Raw genomic sequence first — 18833 nt, 5'->3', positions numbered from 1 at the left:
ACCCCTCACACCCCCCCCCTCGGGCGCCCCCCCCCGCCCCCAAAAAAAAACTGGGGGCGGGGGCTTTGTGTTGCGTTTTTTTTTTTTGGGGGGGGGCCCCCCGGCGAAGCCGATACATCATCAGTTGGCAAAAATGCGGATGGCTTCAATATCGTCAGCTTCGCGGCTGACGCCGCTCCCACAAACGAGGGCTCAACCAATCCGCGCAGGCATCCCGGCAAGCCGCACATGCCCAACCAATTGCCGCAGATAGCCGCCGGCTGCACACAGCAGCGCATCACCAACCGGCTTCAACGCGCGCCTACCCCAGCGCTGATGAAAATGCCGCGCATACGGCAGCAGTACGTCCGAGAAGATCACCATCATCTGGGCGGAGAAAAGAGCGAGCAGCACTTCCAGCCCCAGCGCATCCAGCACAGGCACCAAGGTGGCCAGTTCCGGGTTGGAGACAATGCACAGAATCACGAAGGTGGTGAGCAAGGCGGCCGCACGGCCGCGCCAGTTGCGGGTTTTCATTTGTTGAACCATAGCAAGTAGCGGGCAGGCTGATGGGCCGCGCCTCATGTGCCTTGCTGGCTGCGAACCGGTGCGGGCGGCCTTCACCGGTTCGAACCGGTATCAGCCAGGTGGCGCGTGGCGCGTTCCGTTTCATTGGATGCGGCTTGGCCTTGTTCGCCCGAGCGCAGCTTGCTGGTATCAGTCATCTTTCGAGCCGGGCTGTTGGAGTTGTCTTCCCCCGCCAGCTGCCTCGCCAGCTCGACACTGACGATATGTCCTTGCATGAACAGCAGGTCGGTATACACGCTCATTTCCCTACTCCTTGTTGAGAGGATTTGAGGTTAGTTCCGGGCTATAGTCAGGAAAAGCGAGCATCCTTCAATCAAGTATTGAGTAAAACTCAAGTCTTATGTCCAGGCCGCCACTCCAGTTCCTGCAGGGCTTCGTGCTTGCCGCACGCATGGGCAACATGTCGCGCGCTGCCGAGGCGATGAATGTCACCGTCAGCGCCTTGAGCCACCAGATGCGCCAGTTGGAGCAGCGGCTCGGCTATCCGCTGTTGCTGCGGCAGGCGCGCGGTGTGGCACCGACGCAGGAAGGGCGACGCCTGCTCGATCAGGTCGGCCCGCATCTGGATGCGATCAATGAGGTCTTCCGCCCGTTCCAGGCGCGCCGCGATTGCGTGTTGTCGATCAGCGCGGTGCCGACGATGGCATCGGCTTGGTTGGTGCCGCGGCTGGGCCGTTTCGTGGCGGCGCATCCACAGATCGAGATCAACCTGCAATCCAATCAGCTGTTGATCGATTTCGAACGGCAACTACAGTTCGATGGGGCGATGCGCATCGGCGATGGTCGCTGGCCCGGCGTGATCGCCGAGCCCTTGATCGATGAGTGGCTGGTGCCGATGGCCAGCCCGGCACTGGTGGAACGCATGGGCGGCATTGGCGCGAAGCCGCTGGCGGAATGGCCGTTGCTGGGTGACCCGGATGGCGAATGGGACCGCTGGTTCGCCTTGACCGGCGCGAATGCGCCCAAGCGTTACGTTGCGATCTTCGATGACTCCGAATCACACCACCGTGCGGCTTTGGAAGGCGTTGGCGTTGCGCTCGGGCGGGTGACGCGCGCGCAACTGCTGCTGCAGTCGGGCCAGTTGCAGTTGCTGTCCGCTCACCGTTTGAAGACGGCCTGGTCGCACTGGCTGGTCTATCCGGAACGATCGAAGGACCATGCTGGCTTCCAGGCCTTCCGGCAGTGGCTGCATGCGGAAGCCGCCGAGTACCGCGTACTGATGGGTGAACAGCAGCAACAGTGACCAGTGTCAGCGCATGCAATCGCTGCTTGCCGCGACCGGCTTACACGCTTACCTGATCCACGGCGCCAGAACACGCAGCCGCTGCGGCTGCGAGGACAGCGTGAACGCCACCAGCAGGGCAGCACCGCTCAAGGCCATTACCCATACCAGCACCGCCATCGTGGCGTGATCCACGGCCAGGCAGAGCACCAGCGCCGCGACGATGCTGCAACTGCCGAGGATGCGCAGCAGGCGCAGGACGGCGGGCGAGGGCTGGCGTTGCCATACCTGTGCGGCATGTACCTGCATCGACAGCGCCAGCCAGGCCATGCCGGTAAGGCTGGTCAACAAAGCAGCAGCGAGCATCAGGTTGGCGGACAAGGGCTCAGGCATGTGCGTTCTCGCGATGTGCGGCGTGTTTGGCATGTGCGCGCTGGCCGAGCTTGCGTGCGGTCAGTACGGCAATCACCGCGCTGCCAAGCAGGAACAGGTCGATGCCTGCCACCGGCCAATAGCCGCGCGACAGCGTGCTCAACAGGTGATCACCAGTGGTGATCCAGTTCAATACCACGGCTGCGACGGCCATCACCGCGATGGCCCAGGTCTGCTCGCGCCATGCCGGGTTGGTCAGGCCGCGTGCCACCGGCGCGCCGCGCATGCCGGCATGTACCAGCGCCAGCGCCCACACTGCCCAGAATGCATAGCGCTCCCAGTCGCCACGGCCGGGCAGGGCTTCGGGCAGCAGGCGGTTGGCGATCAGGATGCCGAGCGTGGCCAGGACCATGCCGGTCACCGTGGTCACTGCCAGCGCATCCACGATGCGCGCGCCCTGGCTGCCCTGCAGGGCGTGCTGACGTTTGCGTTTCTCGACGAAGAAGATAAAGCCGGTGGCAATGCACACGGCACCGGCAAGCCCGCCGAGCACGTACAGCCAGCGCAGCAGCCAATGGCGGAAGTGCTGCAAATGCAGGCCGGTGAGGAACTCGGCCATGCGTGCCACCGGCGTGGCGGCTGGATCTTCGCGGATCAGCTTGCCGTCGGAGGACTTGAAGTGGATGCCGTCGCCCACCAGCGCGATGCGGTCAGTGCCGGCTCGGTACACGCTGACATAACCATTGGCATCGCCAACATGCTGCAGCACCAGGAAGCCGACGTCGCCGGCCTTGTCATTGGCCTCCCAGCGCCGCTGCGCCTGCGCGACCATCGCATCCACCGATGCCAGTCCGGCACTGACGCCCGCACGTTGGTGCGGCAGGCCGGTTTCCTGCGCTTCTACCCGCTCGTGCAGGTCATGCAGATCGTGCAGTTGGGTGTGGCCAACCGGAAAATAATAGGTGCCGGCGAAGATCAGCAGGCCGGTCAGCGCGAAAAAGAAATGGAACGGCAAGGCAACCACGCCGGTGAGGTTGTGCAGGTCCAGCACACTGCGCAGGCGGGCCTTGTCGGGGCGAAAGGTGAAGAATTCGCGGAAGATCTTCCGGTGCATCACCACGCCGCTGATCAGCGCGGCCAGCATCACCAGTGCGGAGAAGCCGACGATCCAGATGCCCAGGTTCTTCCAGTCCAGGGTCAGGCCGTAGTGCAGCGGGAAAAAGAAGCCACTGCCAATCTTCAGATGGTCGTCCGGCAGCACGCTGCCGTCGCGTGGATCGATGGTGGCGTAGGCCCAGATCAGCTCTTCCGGGTCCTTGGCATTGGGCACCTGGTAGCCGGCATACAGGGCCAGCACCGGATCGCGGTGGGTGGTGTACGCGCTCCAGCTGGCGACCTTGTCGAAGTGCGTGGGCATGGGGCCGTTGACCAGCGGGCGCATCGCATCGATGGCCTCCTTGGTCGGCTGCATGCGCTCGAACGCTGGCCGCAGGATCTTCTCGAAAGACGGCATCGGCTGCGCTTCGATGCGCGTGGCGGGAATCGCCCAGCGATCGATTTCACGGTCGAAGACGGACAGCGCGCCAAAGAAGAACGCCGCCATCAATACGAAACCCAGCACCAGGCCGAACCAGGTATGCAGCCACGCCATTGCTTGCCGGAAACTGTTGAACATGGGCTTCTCCGCTCACACCAGCAGGGATTGGACGAGCGAGGCAATCCCTGCCATCAGCAGGCCGCCGCCGAGCAGCACGATCCAGATGCGCAGCAGGCGCTTGGTCGCGATGCTCCACAGGAAGACCACCACGTAGGTGACCAGGCCAATGAAGGTGCCCAGGAATTCGGCATCGTGGAAGTCGAGTTTGGCGGCGAACAGCAGACTGGTAGCCAAGGCCACCGTGCCCCAGGCGAACACGTAGCCGCCTAGCATTGCGGCCAACACCCGCAGCACGACCTGACGGCGTGTACGGGAAGGAGCAGTGATGGTGGTTGATTGGGACATGGCGGTGGTGGCGTCTCGGGTATCAGTTCGGGTGAAGCTTCGTTTGACGCCCCTCTCCCGCAACGGGAGAGGGGATGGAGCAAAAACCAAAAGCTGCTACTGCGATCCTATCGGCAGCACTCAGAACCGCCAGTCAAAACTCAGCTGGTAGTTCCGCGGTGCACCGTAGTAACCAATCTGGTACAGGCTATTGATGTACTTCTGGTCGGTAATATTGTTGATGTTGGCGCGTATCGTGGCATTGGGCAGCACGTCCCATGCGACGAACGCATTCAGCACTGCATAGCTGCCCTGGCGCACCACCATGTTGGTGTAGCTCTCCTTGGTGGAGGTATCGCTCTGCCAGCGGCCGCCCAGGCCGAATGACAGCGCCTCGTAGTTGGGCAGGCGCGAGGTCAGCATCAGGTTGGCGGTGCGGCGCGGCACCCAGGTGTAGGTGCTGCCGCCGTCCTGGTTGCTCATCTTCAGCTGGGTGTAGCCGAATACCAGGTTGGTGTTGTCGCTGAGCTTGCCGGTGGCTTCGAACTCGATGCCCTTGGACTCCACATCAACGCCGTAGTACCAGTAATTGGCGGTGGCGAAGTCATAGCCGCCATACGTGGACAGGTTTTCCTGCTTGGCCTTGAACAGCGCCAGCGTGGTCAGCAGGCGGCGGTCCAGCCATTCGGCCTTGACGCCTACTTCGTAGTTCACGCCCTTGGTCGGGTCCAGGTAGACATGGTTGATGTCGTACTGGTCCTGCGGCTGGTAGATGTCGGAGTAGCTGACATAACCGAGCACCTTGTCGTTGAAGTCCCAGGTCAGGCCGGCATAGGGGCTGATGTTGTCTTCGGTCTGGTTGAAGGACACGCCGTTGTAGCCATCGCGGTGGTATTCGGCCCAGTTGAAGCCGATCACCGACTTGAAGCGGTCAGTGAAGCTCAGGCGGGTTGCGCCATAACCGCGCTTCAGGCGCTGGTTGGTCCAGTTGGCCTTGGTGCGCGGGCCCCACTGCGGCTCGGCAATGGCGTTGCCTGCGTAGGGGAAGGCGGGCAGGGCGCCAAATGAAGGATCGCTGCTGTCGACCGGGTGGTCCCAGGTGGTCTCCTCGCTCTTGGCGACACTGAAACCGAACATGGCTTCCTGCTCGCGGCCGAACAGCTGGAAGTGGCCGTTCAAGGTGATGTCGCCCAGGTGCGAGCTGCCCTCGTCGATGCCCTTGTACGACCAGCCCACCAGGCCTTCGCCGGTCAGCGGATCCAGTCCGGTGGTGGTGTAGGCGAAGAACAGCTGGTCGTCACTGCCGATCTTGCGGTAGTTGTACGAGGCCTTGACCTGCCAGTCCGCGCCCAGCTGGTGGGTGTATTCGGCAAAGGCGGTTTCTGTCTTGGTATCCCAGTAAGTCCAATCCTGCGTGGTGGAGGCGCTGCGGCGCCAGGATGCCTGGCTGCCATCGGCGTTGACGAAGGTCAGCGCACCCCACATGTTCTGGTCGCTGTTGGCCTTCTGCCACGAGTAGCCCAAGGTCAGCGTGCCGTTGTCGCCGATCTGGCCATCGACCACGCCGTAGAAGAAGTTGCGGTCGGTGTTGAAGCCGCGCAGATAGGAGTCGCCGTCTTCATGCGCAGCCGCCACCCGACCGGCCCAACGGCCATCCTCGGTGAAGGGCGTGGAATAGTCGATCTCGACGCGGCGCTTGCCCCACGAGCCGACGCTGACGCCCAGCTGGCCCTTGGCCTCGTTGGTGGGGCGCTTGCGCACGTAGTTGATGGTGCCTGAGGCATTGCCCACGCCGGTGAGCAGGCCATTGGCGCCGCGGATCACCTCAAGCTTTTCGTAGCCGAATGCATCCATGGCACCGGTGACGATGCCCCAGTCATTGGGCAGGCCGACGCCGTCGATCTGGGTGTTCTTGATGTCGAAACCGCGCGCCACATAATTGGTGCGGTTGGTTTCCCACTCCTCGACCTGGATGCCGGTGGCCAGACGCAGCGCGTCATTGAGGTTGTCGACGCCGAACTGCTGCATCTGCTCAGCGCTGACCAGGCTGATCGACTGCGGGGTTTCCTTGATGTCCAGGTCCAGGTTGGTGGCACCGTTGCTGACCCGGTTGGCGCGCTGCGAGACCACGCGCACGGTATCCAGTTGGGTAGCGGTGTCATTTTCCGCGCCGGAGGCAGCGCCTGACGCGCTCTGCGGCGCAGCCATGGCGATGCCGCAGCTGCTGGCCAGGACCAGGCAGATGGCGACCTGCAGGCGGGTGCGGGCGTTGCGGAACGGGAACGGGTTACCAGCGGCGTCAGCCGGGCGGAGGCAGTTGCGATTGGGGTGCATGAGCAGGCCTGAACAGGGGGAAGCAGCGGAATGGCCACAGGCGGGGGCGGTGCCCGCTTCCGGTGCGGGGCAGAACTGCGCTCGGGCGGGCGGCGTTGTCAGGGCGAAATTAAATGCGAATGATTTGCATTTTGCAACTATTGAGCCAGTCAGCTTGGCGTGGAAGGCTGCCTGGGAGGGTACGGTCCAGGCACAACGCGTCTGCCGGACCCTGACCCGGGGGGGCATCGGATGTGCTCTGGCCACTCCTTGTATGCTCTGCTCGACGCCCCGGCCGAGGTGAGCATGTCCGACGCGCTGCATGCAGTTCCCGAGCGCCGCGGTGGCCTGCGGCGCCTCGCCTGGCTGTTGCTCTGGCTGGCGCTGGCGGCCTTGAGCCTGCATTTCCTGCTCGCCGTCCATGGCCAATACCGGCATCTGGACCCCGAGCACTACGGCATGTATTGGTCACGTCGCAGTTGGCTGTGGTTGCACATCGGCGGTGGTGTGTTGGGGATCGTGCTTGGACCGCTGCAATTCCTGACACGCTGGCCGCGAGCGTGGCCGCGCCTGCATCGCTGGCTGGGCCGCTGTTACATCGCAGGCATGCTGTTGGCGTGTGCTGCTGCGGTGGGTCTGATCGCTACTTCGCCAGCACCTGCGTCGATCACCACGGCGTTCGCCGGCACCGCGCTGGCCTGGTTGATCACGGCCTTGCTGGCGATGCTCAACATCCGTCGCGGCCAGGTTGCAAGGCATCGCCGCTGGATGACGCGGGCCTATCTGGTAACGCTGGCACCGGTGCTGTTCCGGCTGCTGTTACCCGCCTGGATTGCGAGCGGCCGCGCGCCCAGCCCGGACGCGATTGCACTGCTGTTGTGGACCAGCTGGATGCTGCCTTTGTTGCTGCATGGGCTGCTGTCAAACGCGTGGACGAAGTGGCGGGGGATGGTGCAATCGTCCGCAGCGGCGGCGGGCTGATGGTTGGCCGGCCAAGGCCAAGGGGCGAAGCAGATTTCAGCGCGCAATGGTTGACCGGGATGCACTGCGCAGTACCGCGATGAAACGAACGACGAAGCCAACCAGGACGAACGCCGCCAGCATGGCCGCCGCATTGGCGATTACCCGGGCATAGCCGATGCTGGCGGCATCGATGAAGTAGTACGGATACATGCCGATCAGTCCGCCGCGGACCAGGGCGTAGAGCAGATAGCCAATCGGATAGATGCACCACTTCAATGGCGCGGAGCGGCCAAGCGGGAATCGGCTGGCAGATGCGATCCAGTAGGCAAGTGCGCAGAGCGGTACCACGTAGTGCAGCAGGTAGTCGGCAAGCAGCTGCAATCCTTGTGGATTCCAGGCATTGCGCAGCAGCAGGTGATAACCCGCGCCGACCATGACGATCGAGGTGATCGCACAGCCCAGTACGCTGGGTCTGGCGAAGAACCGGCCCAGGCGCGACATTTCCGCGGCCAGCGGCAACGTCGCCGCAAACGCGACGAACAGGTTGGTCAATACGGTGAAATAGGCAAGAAAGGCGAAGATGCCGTGGATCACGCCACGGCCATTGGCGTGCGCCAACTGGATGGAAAGATAGAGCTGCAGCAGCAGCGCCATCCAGGCGACCGCTGCCAGTACCGCGAGCATCACCTTGTTGGGCGTGTGAGGCTTCATCGTCATCGGCTCTTTGACGGCGTTCAGTGGCCGCGCTTTGAGAAGACTAACTCAGCAGGACGCACTACGAACGCCCAGTGCGCTGGCAAGCAGGTCCATCAGACCGAAGCCAACAAAGCCCCTCTCCCTTCACGGGAGAGGAGTTGGGGGAGAGGGCGACGAAGCCGCATTGCCGGCACGTGCGGGCAGTACCCAAGGCCGGCCAAGCTGCGAAGCCAATCAAAGCGCGAATCAAGCAACCGGCAAGAATCGGCTGACCTTGTGCTTGAGCAACTGCACCAGCACAGGGTCCATGTAATCGTAGTCATCCGGGATGTCGAGGCAGATCACCCGCTTGCCATCCAGATGTGCGCGGAACTTCTTCGACAATTTGTTGCGGTGGGCTTTCTCCATCACGAAGATCAGATCCGCCCAACGCAGCAGCTCGGGCGACACCGGCGTATTGGCGTCATTACCCAGCCCGGCCGACTGCGTCTCAATGCCAGGCCAGTTGGCGAATACCTGCTCGCCGGTTGGGCTGCGCAGGCGGTTCTGGGTGCAGATGAAAAGAACATTGCGGGGCATGAAGGAGGTACCAGTGGATGCCGTTGATCAGCTGCCAGGTTCAGGAGAAGTAGCGCGGTAGTCGGTTCGCAGGAGCATCGCGGTGAACGCGATGACGGCCAGCATTGGCCAGCCAAAGAACAGTGCCCGGAACAGCAGCGACCCATTCACCAGTGCAATCAGCGCGGCCGACACCAGACTGCCACAGCCGAAGCCGATCCAGAGGAATCTCCTGCTGAAGCTCCGTTGGCCGCCGGCAAGAAGATAGTAAGCGCGCCACAACGCGACGATGCCGAACCACCCGGCAAACAAGCAGAGCAGCATCAGCACTGCGTTGCCAACGTGTTCGTCGCTGCGGATCGCATCGACTGCGAACAACAGCCCCAAGGCGCTGTAGAACAGAGCCACCAGGGTACTCGGAACGATCACAACGAAGGCGATCAAATGGGCGAGTATCTTCGTTCGCATGCGATCCTTCGTGATGGTAGGGGTGACGCCGCGCGCTGTTTCAACGCATGGGGCAGGTCGTGCGCTTCAAATGGCAGAACGTGGATCCCATTGCCTGCCTGCGAGATTGCAGTCAGCGTCAGTTCGCCTCGACCACCACGGCGGTTCCGTAGCAGAGCACCTCGGTGAGCCCGGTCATCAGCTCGGTGGCGTCATAACGCACGCCGATGATTGCATTGGCACCCAGTTGCCGGGCATGGGTCACCATGTCGCGGTAGGTTTCATCGCGGGCCTGTTCGCACAGCTCCGTGTAGATGGTGATGTTGCCGCCAAAGATGGTCTGCAAGCCGCCAAGGAAGTTGCCGACGATGGAACGCGAGCGCACGGTAATGCCGCGCACCAGGCCGAGATTGCGCACGGCACGATAACCCGGCAGTTCAAGCGCGGTAGTGATCATCGCGTCATTGAGCAACGCGGGAGGCGTGCGGCTGGACGAGGTGTTGTAAGGATCGGTCATGGCGGGTGCTGGCGTGGCGGATCGGGGAAACCGCAGTATGAATGCATGCGTGAGGCAGCACCAAGAAGAGGGCGCAGTCTTGCGATGCGCCCAATGTTGAAGCCCGGCCCGCACAGCGGGCCGGGTGCTTGCAACTCAGGTGGATCGCACCAAGGCTGCGGTTGCCTTGCGCACGACCGGCAACAGCAACAGCAGGATAGGGAAGGCGACCAGCCATGAAATGCCCCAGGCAGCGAGCCACTTGGAGCCAAACAGCGGCGACATGCCGATGCTCTTCAGGGTGCTGATCAGGGAGACGACGCAGGTCATCAGGATGGACAGCAGCAAGGGCATGACCAAGGTGCCGTAGCGCGAGGGAAGCTTGGGAATGCCAAATGCGATGGTGGTTCTGTTTGTAGCGTTCACGGTGATCTCCTGGATCCGGTCAAGCAATGGCGCCTATCACCCAGGGATGGGTGAACAGCCCCGGCAATGCCGGAGTTGATGGGCGCGTTGATTGACGTAAACGCTTACGGCCTTCGCGTAGATCCGCGAGGACGCGCAGATCTTAGGAGCTGGTCATGCTTCTGGCAAGCGCTTCAATGTTGCTGCCGGCAACGCAGCGCGCTTCATTGCCCGACCAGTTCGCGCAGTTCGATGACCCGGTCGATGTTCAGCTGCATCGGGCAGAACGAATACATCGGCGAGCCCACATACGCGCCGGCGAGTTCGCAATGCAGGTCCCGGTACACCAGCCAGGCTTTCTGCGCGCGCTCGAGCTTTGCTGCATCGCCCGCGTTTTCCGCAAGCAATTTGCTGTTGAAGGCGCGATAGAGACGTGTCATCTCTGCTTTCGCATGCTCCGAGGTCACCGACGAGCAGGCCTCCACGGTACCGTTGTTGATCTGGCCGGCCTTGGACAGGCAGTCGTTATAGGCCTGCTGGTGGTCCACCGGCGTGGCGGCAGCGGGCCACGCCAAGCCTGCAAGCAACAGCAGGGAAACTGCATTGGTTCGCATCGTGCAACGCCTGTGCTGGGGCAGCCGCAGCTGCCGTGGTTATCGTCTTCGCGAATCTACGAAGGGCCAACGACTCAGCGCCGTGTGAGCTCCTGCCCATCGACCGTCATCTTCCAGCTGCCATCCACCTGGTGCGGTGGCGCTGCCACCACGAAACGGGTAGTCAACGGCCCAACCCCGACGATGAAGTCATCGCCTTCATAGGCCTTTATTGGTGCATCCAGTGACTTGCTGGTCGATGGGCTGGGTTTGTGCTTGTAGACAACACGTCCGCTGGCGTCGATCAGCAGAAAGGTAGTGGTCGATTCCCAGGTGCCGACATAGGCCTGTTTGTCTGCCGGTACCGGCTTGCCGCAGGCGGCCAGCGCCACGGTGAAAAACAGGCCCAGCAGCACAGGGCGGATACGACGGAGCATCGCCTGCGGTCGCGCGGTGTTGCGGACAGTGCCGTGTGCGCTTGTGTTTTTCATCATGGAGTCCTTTCTGTGCATGTAGATGGCAGATCAGCGGGATCGCTGCTGATTGGAGCATTGAATCTGGGCAACTCTGCCAACGAACGCCATTGGCGGCAAGCTATCGGCGTCTGGAACCACCTGCCGACAGCGAGTTGAGAAGAGAGCGCAGATGATGCCGACGGTGTTCGACCGTCGCGTCCGATAACGCTGCAAACAGGTCTGCGCCAGATGGTCATTCCTGCGCCGAGAAGGACGCGTGGTAAGCAACCGTTCCCTGTGGCACCGGAGCACCAAATGAAAGCGCCTGGAAGTAGTCGGCGGGAACGCCCGGCAAGGTGAGCGCGTCAGTGGCCTTGAACCCAAACCGTGCGTAGTAGCCGGGATCGCCAAGCACCACGCAACCGCCTGCAGCAAGTACGCGAAGCTTATCGAGTGCTGCGTCGATCAGCTGGCTGCCAATGCCCTTGCCCTGCAACTCCGGCACGACCGATACCGGCCCAAGCCCGTACCAACCGCTATCCGCATCGTCGATGGTCACCGGCGATACCGCGACGTGGCCAACGACCACGCCCGATTGTTCGGCCACAAGAGAGACGGTGAGCTGCCCGGAGCGGCGCAATGCGGCCACGATGAACTGCTCGGTGTGATCGGTATGCGGCGCCTCCAGGAAGGCGGCTATGGTGACCGCGTCGATGGCTGCGATGTCGGCGGGTGTTTCCGGTCGGATCTGGATGTTCATGATGTTCACGGTACTGCGTGTGCGGTGGTTGGTTCAGAAGTAGCAGGATACGCACCAGACCAGCGATCAGCTTGCGCGCACCTGACTACTTGCAACCAAGCGTAACAATCGGCTCCAGGTAGGCAGGGAGCGTACCTGCCGCATCCATCGCTGCCAGCGCATCAAAGCGCTGGATGCGTGCGGCAGGATCGGTGGCGAGCAGGGCCTTGTAAGCCTTGAGCATGCTGCGCATGCCGGCCAGCTGTGAGGGCTGCAACGCACCCTTCTGCGACGGGTTGGCAATCTGGAAGGCGGCGCTGCCGAAGATGAACTGCGCCAGCAGTTCCGGGCCATTGGGAATGCCTGTGCCGGGCACCGGCGCCAGCACGTCCGGGCAGACGTAGTCCACCACGTCCTTGGAGCTGTCCTCCCATTCCAGCAGCAGGGCACGGATGCTGGTCGCTTCCGGGTGGCGCGGCTGCGCTTCCAGCAGGGCGGTCAGGCCGACGACCTGCGAATTGTCCACCTTCAGCGCGCTGTCGCTGCGGGCAGCAGCGCCCAGCGGCAGGAACAGCACTAGCGCTAGCACGAGCATCTGGCTGGAGAATCGCATTGCACGCATTCCTTGGACGACACTGGCCTTCTCGCGCGCCATCGGCCTGCAGCGCCCCTGGTCAGGAACGGCGGCGAGCCAGATGATGATTGAACGTATCGCGGGCAGGTTCAATCACTTCTTCCAGGAGAGCAGGGCTTGCTCCGCGCATGCGCTGTGCTGCCTTGCACAACCCGCGTGCCACATGGCCCATCGGCTCTGCTACCTGCAGGCAGTGCTGACCTGCTGGTCCAGGCTGGCCCGCATATCGGCCGTTGCCTGCGACCCAGCGGCACCCAACGCCGCGGTGCGCATGGCCTTGGCGCCATCACAGCCCTCGTTGCCTGCGGTTGTCGTATAGCGAACCTGCACGCGCCGCTGATCCGGCCCGGTCGGGGCGGCGGTGATGGCCTGCGTCGGGTTGGACGGGGACGGTGATGCATACCGGCGCGAGGAGGTTTCCCCTTCGCGGCAGGGAATGGACTGGTAGCTGGTTTCGCCCTTCGGGCCCGTGCACTTGTACACAGGCTGGGCCTGCGCCGCCGGGATGCTGAAATAGAGAACGGCGGCGGCGAACAAGGGGAGACAAGCCTTTGTCATTGAAGCTCCATGGCAAATCATGAATAGGGGCGCTGATTATGTCCGGTCGCGGTTCTGCAATCCGGAACCGCTGCGCGTTTCTCGCAAACGGCAGCTGCAGACCTGCAAGGCGCTGTCAGCGGCAGCGACCAGCAGCAGGGGGCAGGAGCGAGCGCCACGCGCACACTCACTTCGTGGCTGGAGCCTGTCCAGACATGACGCCATCCATCCAATCAGCGTAATGGCTCATGCGGACATTGCAGGCGACCTGGCCGTAGCGCCCGGGCCGTGCGGTCAACACGTTGCCCTGCACGACCTTCCAGGAGCCCAGCCCAGCGAGTAGCCATTGATCGCCGCTCTGCAGCAAGGCGGGGCCGCCGCTATCCCCGTTTCCGAGCACGCCTTCAAGCGGCAGGGCCGAGGGTGGCGCATCGAACACATAGCAGAGCCAGCGCTCGTAGGCGCTGCTGACCTTGTTGAAGGCGCGGCGCAATTCGGTGCGATTGGGGCCGCCGGGGTCATGCCCGATGTCACCCGTGCCGGTGGCACCTTTGCCGATCAGCTTGATGACCTGGCCAGCCTCATCGCCGCCCCGGTAAGAAGCCACCGGAGCTACATCGGTCACGGGCTGGCTCAGTTTGATCAGCGCGATGTCATCCGATGCAGCCAGGAAAACCACGATCAACATGGCCTCGCCGCTGGCCGTGGCCTGGTCGATCAAGGTCTGCGGCAGCGTCCTGTAACCCGGGTGGATGACGACGCGCTCAACGTCACGTGGCAGCCCGTTGATCACCACCTGCTTGAGCTCGGCGTGCTGGGGCAGGGTATGCGCAGCGGTAACCGCCCACTGCGGAGCAATCAGGCTACCGTGTCCTTCGCCTGGCATGTCGACCAGCGCCGGATACTCGTCGGCGGCAACCCGGTACTTGGCATCGTCCACATCGTGGCGGATGACGATGGCGCTGGCGGGGGATGAAGCCGCGAGCAGGAAAATCAGTAGCAGCAGTTGCTTCATGGGTTGAAGCCTATTTGGACGACGAGGGCAGGGTTGGTGAGCAGCAGCAAGTTCGATGCAGCGATCAGGCAGCTGATTCAGCACTGGAAGCCGAGCACAAGCTCGGTACCGTCGGAACTACTGCGATCAAGGTCGCTGCGCCGCTCCAGCGGCTGTGTGCACCCGCGCGGCTTGATGTACTCGCTTGCCATGTCCACCAGCTCATCGGACACAAGCGTCTGCTTGTCCGTTGCACGTAGGTGGATGTAGTACGGCTGCTGGAACATCACGATGTAGGTATCCAGCGTATAGCTGCGGCCTGCGTGCTCCAGCTCTGCGTGATTCTCATCGACCTTCACCCAGCTGCGCTCGATCAATTTGTTGTCTGCAGCGCGGCTGGGCAGTGCGAAAATAGATGCCGAGATGAGCGCGGCGATGGCGATTGCTTTCATGGGTACTCTTTCGTTTGCAGTGTTGAACTTTTCTGTCATGCGGCTTGCATAGTGCAGAACGGGTCATCCAATGGGCTGCGTTTACAGTGGCGATGTGGACACTAATGTAAGTCCAGCTCTTGAACCTTGGTCCTTGGCGCCAGCTCATTGTGGGCCAGCACTTGCCGACCTATCCGCTCACCAATGATAGTTCGCGGAATTCACGAATCGCCCAAGCTGCGGGTCAAATGCCTCGTATCCAAGCGATTCCAGAGCCGCCATCAGTTCGATCAGCGCTTTCAGAGGCACAGGATCACTGGTGTCGGGATGCCAGTCGGCGATGTACGCGTACCGATAGCCCATTAGCACTTCGAGCGATCCCGCCGGGATGGTCTGTAGCGGTACGGTCACAGAGATCCCTTGCTCATAGGCTTGATCGAATGCGGGCAGCGTAGATCCGGGGAACTTGTTGAAAATAGCCTGCGCGACACCCTGCAGCTCCTGCAATTGATCCGCGTCCAGTGGGAAGTCTTCTGCTTCCTGCAGTTTTTCCATCTGATCAAATTTTGATGCGTCATCGATAAATCGATAGAAGGAAATATCAAATCCCATTTGAAAACATATCCTTATCCTAATTGTCCGTTGTGAGCCCTGACGTGAAACGGCAGTGGCATTGGTGGGGCTTCAATATGGCATAAACCTGCTGATCTCCAGTTGCGTACTGCTTCCCTCAATGGCAGTCAGTAAACGAGTATGCATTCATTGACAATAGTTTGAATTCAGTGAGGGGCGCTGCGGGTTGCCTTGACGAGTGATTGCAAAGTGCAAGTAGGGACGTTGCCAGAGCGAATTTCGCTGCCTCGCCATTAGGCGCAGGTCTCCCAGAAATAATGTATGAACTGATCCTCGTACTCTGCAAGCAGGGACACAATGAAGTCGGTCTTCGTCGAGTACATGAGAAGCGCTCCGACAAAGCCAGTTGGTGGATGAAGTGGAAGCAAAAGCGGTACCAAGAGCTGGCGTGAGCTCTCCATGACCATCGTGTTGAACAATTGCTCGGAGATGGGTTCTATCTCGGCGCCATGAAGATTGGTTCAAAGCTTCATTCAAACGATCAGCCAGGATACTGGTTTTAGCCATACTGCCTTCGCACCAACTCGAACTTAACGGCCCTGGCTGGGATTGAAGCGGATGTCTCGATGCTGATGGTGATGTCAAGTGCGACGCCTGCTAGCGCGCATTGTGAGGACGTTGATCGTGCTTGTAGGGCTTCCACGGCGGTGTTCTACAGGGCGGGCCGGGATTGAGTGCGGACTTAGCGCGAATCGTTGCTACGAAGCCTGTGACGGAACAAAAGACCCGCGGCCGAAAGTGCCAAGCCACCGAGGAATAGCGCGCCTGTGAGGTAGTCAGTGTGCCGGGCGGTGGTTGGGATGGCGCGCAGGTAGCCGGATGTGGCTCGAGTCTCAGCCCACAGCATAACGTCGACCGGAAGTAGGCCGAGGAAGGCGATTAGCGCGAAGCCTGCTGCAGCGATCCCTACTACGATGGCTACGTTTGCGAGTTCTTTCATCGTTTCGTCCAGTGGTTGAGTTGTAGTGATTGCCTGGGCTGGCACCTACTGGATCGTTGATGAATTCGAATGCAGGTCAATCGAAGTGCCCGGTCATAGGTGGAGAGTTGATGCGTCATGAACTCGATACGCCGAATACACGCTGGTGCCAGAATTTTATCGGGCTGCGGAACCAGTTCGAGTTCTCTGCCGTCTCAAATGCCGACAACTGCCCCATCTCGATGTTGTAACGATGAAGCAAGGCGATCAGCTCGCGTAGTGATTCATCGGTGGTTTCGGCGGACGCCAATGAAATTACAATCTCGTCCAACTCCCCGTAAACCTCTTCAACCACGGGAATGCTTCGTGCCCAGCTGAAGAAGCTGTTCTCGTCGCAGGGAGAAAAGAAGACGACGCGTTTGCATCGGATCTGGGGCATGGCGTCTAGGGTCCGAATCAGGTTGAACTGTGATGATGAAGATCGGTAATGATAAATACTGCAGCTTGCGTGCGGAACAAAGCGGAATCAGCTAGGAGTGTCTTCCGGCTTCACTTGCACAGTCTGTCGCGAGCAATCGTGGCACCTATTTGGTCGGCGGACCAATGCCGGGTAATCCAGATGGTTAGCGCGCTCCCAGAGATGTGCCAAGCGGTGTTGCTTTGCAGGTGGGAGGCCGCGTTGTAAGTGCTGGCGATACGCCAAGACGCTCGCTCGCCGGGGGTTGCATGGTCAGGACCGCCGAATAGCAAGTTGCCTGCAACGCTCCATGGGTTGGTTGCAACCGCCGCACCAGGTGGCGATTCGTGACATTGTGCCCACGCGGCAGCAATTTCGTTTCGGCTGAAGAGCGTTGGATCGGCAGGGGTTGGGCGCCCGTGCAGTTTGGAAAGCCCGATGACATAGACAAGGCCGGGTGCTGCGATGAGCAGCGCAAGGAGTGCCAAGATCGAAATCGCGGATCGCTGCCAGAAGCGCATGGTGTGATTCCCTATGTCCGACAGGCGTCGCGTAGCATCACGGACCTGAGCTTGAGGTTGTCAGGCATTGAACCTGTCGCCGGTTGATGCTCTCCCTTCGAATGCGAGCAGCAGCTTTGCGGTGCCATATGTGCCCAGAGCCATTTGGATGAAGGCCACTGGGAGGCTGATCAAGAACAGGTAAAGCCCTAGAGGGCTGGAAAGCCAGTAGTACTGAGCCAGCATGCTCAGAAGAACGAGGACGCCGGTCAGCGCGGTAGAGGCAAGTAGCGGAATAAGGCTGGGATGGTGCGTGCGACGGTAAGTGCGGAACTGCAGCCAGAATACAATCGCGGCAACAGCGAGCATGCTAAGCGACAGAAGCACTGTAGCTGCTTCATAGATTGCTATTGCATCATCCTGATTCATCTGTGACCAATATCCTTGATTAAGAAGTCATGCGCAGCGTGACGAACTGTAGATTATCGTCAAACGGCGTGACCTAGCCTGGCAACACTCAGTGCGTGTGTGAGATGCATCCTGGAAGTACGGGTGGTCCCAGGCGTTTAGTAGCTGAGGTGGGCGGTAACGGCGCAGTGCAGTGGGGTTGGTTGGGCGATGGTAAATGTCTATAGGATGATCTTAGTCGTTGGCAAGAAGGCCGGTAGATCCATGATGGTGTTGACTCGGGGAATGAGCCGGCCCTACATGCGACTGGAGTGCGCAGGAATGCTCAGAGCTCGATTGCCTCGACCTTGTAAAAATTGAGCATTGATGCAGCAACGATGATATCCAAGATAACCGCCGCCGCTCCACTCTGAACTTGGAACTCCAAGCGAATCCCATCGGTATATCCCTGTTGATTGGTTGTAAGCCATGCCCATTGCAAGGGCTTGCCGAGACACTGGCACAGGAATTGATTGGAAGTTCTGAGTGACGGCCGATCCAATCCGCCAAGTGATAGGGCGATCGTGTCGTCGTCAGCTACCGCGGAGATGCTGAGGGTCAACGTCTCAAACCTCAGCTCCAATCCATCTATCAACCTCGAGCTTGGATGGAACGACGACTCAAGGATTTGCTCAAGTTTTCCACCGTCGTTGCATGCCTGGCGAAGTAACTGGATCACGGAGGTTGATTCCTGTTTTCTTGAGGCCGGCTATTGGGGCAGCTTCTGCTTGAGTTCAACGGTCAGGATTTGGAGATTGAGAAAATTCCTGATCGAATTCCAGTATGGCGGCTTCAACTGTCGGCGAAGGTCCGAACCTTTCGTCTGGGGCCTGCTCTATTAGTAGTTCCAGGAACTGAGCTTCCGTGGAGAACGTGCAGTCTTTCAGTGCATCGCCATGAAAGAAATCCTTGCTCTGAACGCTATATCCAACGCCGATAACCTCGAATACGCGATAGAGGACTGCACCATTCTCGATTCGACGCCAGATCGGGATGTAGCGATAAAGGTGCGTCATGACTGGTTGGTATCAGCGTGTCACTATCTTGCGCGAGCGACTGTACGGTGTTTGATGTCCGGGTCAAGCCGGGTGATCAAGCGCCGGCGTCGATTGGATAGTTGCTTTCCGGTTATCACGCAGACTGGCTGCGCGCCTTGAGGAAGTACACCAGCCCGAGTACGAAAATGATCAGCGGCATTCCGATTGCGACAAATCCATCCTCGTTGAAATGACGGACATTCACTGCGAACCACGCGGCACCAATCACCATGCCGATCAAACCCGAGATCTTCTTGCCCGACATATGACCTACTCCCCTAGGTGGACTTGCCAAGAATCTGGAAAATACGCAGATGTTTCTCCATAAGCAACTGAATCCGTTCGCCGTGATCTGAAGCCGGAATTACATAGAGCCGCGAAGTGCGTTGGCAGGGGGGGGCTGTCAGGCGCCACCATCAGGAACGCCCGCTGCCGGA

At 60.7% G+C, this 18833-nt stretch carries 26 protein-coding genes; 2 read left to right on the top strand and 24 right to left on the bottom strand.

Annotation, left to right across the window (positions count from 1 at the left end; genetic code table 11):
• Window positions 1-192 precede the first annotated feature (192 nt).
• Window positions 193-516 carry a hypothetical protein gene (locus tag ACVOLV_RS07030; protein WP_481553770.1) on the bottom strand — a complete coding sequence of 108 codons (324 nt, stop codon included), beginning with the start codon at window positions 514-516 and terminating at the stop codon, window positions 193-195.
• Between the two features lie 83 nt (window positions 517-599).
• Window positions 600-809: a hypothetical protein gene (locus ACVOLV_RS07025; RefSeq protein ID WP_481553769.1), complete on the bottom strand. Its 210-nt coding sequence runs from the start codon at window positions 807-809 to the stop codon at window positions 600-602.
• Between the two features lie 98 nt (window positions 810-907).
• Between ACVOLV_RS07025 and ACVOLV_RS07020 the strand changes: the two genes are divergently transcribed.
• On the top strand, window positions 908-1810 hold the full coding sequence (locus ACVOLV_RS07020) for a LysR substrate-binding domain-containing protein (RefSeq protein ID WP_481553768.1): 903 nt from the start codon (window positions 908-910) through the stop codon (window positions 1808-1810).
• Window positions 1811-1858: 48 nt separating this feature from the next.
• On the opposite strand, the gene ACVOLV_RS07015 is transcribed toward ACVOLV_RS07020, so the two are convergent.
• The 4 genes from ACVOLV_RS07015 to ACVOLV_RS07000 all read right to left on the bottom strand — a co-directional run bounded on the left by ACVOLV_RS07015 (window position 1859) and on the right by ACVOLV_RS07000 (window position 6476).
• Complete coding sequence (locus ACVOLV_RS07015; RefSeq protein ID WP_481553767.1) at window positions 1859-2182, bottom strand: DUF3325 domain-containing protein; 324 nt, start codon at window positions 2180-2182, stop codon at window positions 1859-1861.
• Window positions 2175-3836 carry a PepSY-associated TM helix domain-containing protein gene (locus tag ACVOLV_RS07010; RefSeq protein ID WP_481553766.1) on the bottom strand — a complete coding sequence of 554 codons (1662 nt, stop codon included), beginning with the start codon at window positions 3834-3836 and terminating at the stop codon, window positions 2175-2177. The genes ACVOLV_RS07015 and ACVOLV_RS07010 overlap by 8 nt, the downstream gene beginning before the upstream one ends.
• A 12-nt stretch (window positions 3837-3848) precedes the next feature.
• A complete protein-coding gene (locus ACVOLV_RS07005) occupies window positions 3849-4163 on the bottom strand; it encodes an iron uptake protein (protein ID WP_481553765.1) in 315 nt (104 codons plus the stop codon).
• Window positions 4164-4283: 120 nt separating this feature from the next.
• Entirely contained in the window at window positions 4284-6476 is a 2193-nt protein-coding gene (locus tag ACVOLV_RS07000; protein ID WP_481553764.1) for a TonB-dependent siderophore receptor, read from the bottom strand.
• A gap of 285 nt (window positions 6477-6761) precedes the next feature.
• Here ACVOLV_RS07000 and ACVOLV_RS06995 point away from each other — a divergent pair, with 285 nt between their 5' ends.
• Window positions 6762-7436 carry a DUF2306 domain-containing protein gene (locus ACVOLV_RS06995; RefSeq protein WP_481553763.1) on the top strand — a complete coding sequence of 225 codons (675 nt, stop codon included), beginning with the start codon at window positions 6762-6764 and terminating at the stop codon, window positions 7434-7436.
• A 36-nt stretch (window positions 7437-7472) separates the two neighbouring features.
• On the opposite strand, the gene ACVOLV_RS06990 is transcribed toward ACVOLV_RS06995, so the two are convergent.
• The 18 genes from ACVOLV_RS06990 to ACVOLV_RS06905 form a co-directional block, all read right to left on the bottom strand.
• Window positions 7473-8135 carry a Pr6Pr family membrane protein gene (locus ACVOLV_RS06990; protein WP_481553762.1) on the bottom strand — a complete coding sequence of 221 codons (663 nt, stop codon included), beginning with the start codon at window positions 8133-8135 and terminating at the stop codon, window positions 7473-7475.
• Window positions 8136-8360: 225 nt separating this feature from the next.
• Window positions 8361-8693, bottom strand: coding sequence for a low molecular weight protein tyrosine phosphatase family protein (locus tag ACVOLV_RS06985; RefSeq protein ID WP_481553761.1), 333 nt, complete (start codon window positions 8691-8693; stop codon window positions 8361-8363).
• Between the two features lie 27 nt (window positions 8694-8720).
• On the bottom strand, window positions 8721-9140 hold the full coding sequence (locus ACVOLV_RS06980) for a hypothetical protein (protein WP_481553760.1): 420 nt from the start codon (window positions 9138-9140) through the stop codon (window positions 8721-8723).
• Between the two features lie 118 nt (window positions 9141-9258).
• Window positions 9259-9636: a YbjQ family protein gene (locus tag ACVOLV_RS06975; RefSeq protein WP_481553759.1), complete on the bottom strand. Its 378-nt coding sequence runs from the start codon at window positions 9634-9636 to the stop codon at window positions 9259-9261.
• 135 nt (window positions 9637-9771) lie between these two features.
• A complete protein-coding gene (locus ACVOLV_RS06970) occupies window positions 9772-10041 on the bottom strand; it encodes a DUF2798 domain-containing protein (RefSeq protein ID WP_481553758.1) in 270 nt (89 codons plus the stop codon).
• A 203-nt stretch (window positions 10042-10244) separates the two neighbouring features.
• Window positions 10245-10634 (bottom strand): lysozyme inhibitor LprI family protein, encoded by a 390-nt coding sequence (locus ACVOLV_RS06965; protein ID WP_481553757.1) that lies wholly within the window; start codon window positions 10632-10634, stop codon window positions 10245-10247.
• 74 nt (window positions 10635-10708) lie between these two features.
• A complete protein-coding gene (locus ACVOLV_RS06960) occupies window positions 10709-11104 on the bottom strand; it encodes a hypothetical protein (RefSeq protein WP_481553756.1) in 396 nt (131 codons plus the stop codon).
• 217 nt (window positions 11105-11321) lie between these two features.
• The gene (locus tag ACVOLV_RS06955) at window positions 11322-11828 is read right to left on the bottom strand and encodes a GNAT family N-acetyltransferase (RefSeq protein WP_481553755.1); all 507 of its coding nucleotides are present in this window, start codon (window positions 11826-11828) and stop codon (window positions 11322-11324) included.
• Between the two features lie 85 nt (window positions 11829-11913).
• Window positions 11914-12420, bottom strand: a complete 507-nt coding sequence (locus ACVOLV_RS06950) for a hypothetical protein (protein WP_481553754.1) — start codon at window positions 12418-12420, stop codon at window positions 11914-11916.
• 201 nt (window positions 12421-12621) lie between these two features.
• Window positions 12622-12999, bottom strand: a complete 378-nt coding sequence (locus tag ACVOLV_RS06945) for a hypothetical protein (RefSeq protein WP_481553753.1) — start codon at window positions 12997-12999, stop codon at window positions 12622-12624.
• A 166-nt stretch (window positions 13000-13165) separates the two neighbouring features.
• Window positions 13166-13993 carry a trypsin-like serine protease gene (locus tag ACVOLV_RS06940; RefSeq protein WP_481553752.1) on the bottom strand — a complete coding sequence of 276 codons (828 nt, stop codon included), beginning with the start codon at window positions 13991-13993 and terminating at the stop codon, window positions 13166-13168.
• Window positions 13994-14070: 77 nt separating this feature from the next.
• Window positions 14071-14424, bottom strand: a complete 354-nt coding sequence (locus ACVOLV_RS06935) for a hypothetical protein (RefSeq protein WP_481553751.1) — start codon at window positions 14422-14424, stop codon at window positions 14071-14073.
• A 177-nt stretch (window positions 14425-14601) separates the two neighbouring features.
• The gene (locus ACVOLV_RS06930) at window positions 14602-15015 is read right to left on the bottom strand and encodes a hypothetical protein (protein WP_481553750.1); all 414 of its coding nucleotides are present in this window, start codon (window positions 15013-15015) and stop codon (window positions 14602-14604) included.
• Window positions 15016-16091: 1076 nt separating this feature from the next.
• Window positions 16092-16394: a hypothetical protein gene (locus ACVOLV_RS06925; RefSeq protein WP_481553749.1), complete on the bottom strand. Its 303-nt coding sequence runs from the start codon at window positions 16392-16394 to the stop codon at window positions 16092-16094.
• A 599-nt stretch (window positions 16395-16993) separates the two neighbouring features.
• The gene (locus ACVOLV_RS06920) at window positions 16994-17341 is read right to left on the bottom strand and encodes a hypothetical protein (protein WP_481553748.1); all 348 of its coding nucleotides are present in this window, start codon (window positions 17339-17341) and stop codon (window positions 16994-16996) included.
• A 304-nt stretch (window positions 17342-17645) separates the two neighbouring features.
• Entirely contained in the window at window positions 17646-18038 is a 393-nt protein-coding gene (locus ACVOLV_RS06915; RefSeq protein ID WP_481553747.1) for a DUF6334 family protein, read from the bottom strand.
• Between the two features lie 55 nt (window positions 18039-18093).
• Window positions 18094-18375 (bottom strand): hypothetical protein, encoded by a 282-nt coding sequence (locus tag ACVOLV_RS06910; RefSeq protein ID WP_481553746.1) that lies wholly within the window; start codon window positions 18373-18375, stop codon window positions 18094-18096.
• 115 nt (window positions 18376-18490) lie between these two features.
• Complete coding sequence (locus ACVOLV_RS06905; RefSeq protein ID WP_481553745.1) at window positions 18491-18661, bottom strand: hypothetical protein; 171 nt, start codon at window positions 18659-18661, stop codon at window positions 18491-18493.
• Window positions 18662-18833: the final 172 nt, after the last annotated feature.

This window comes from Stenotrophomonas sp. STEN023, assembly GCF_056760135.1.
Note: the sequence above shows the minus strand (reverse complement) of the source record. Positions and strands in the feature narration are given on the sequence as shown.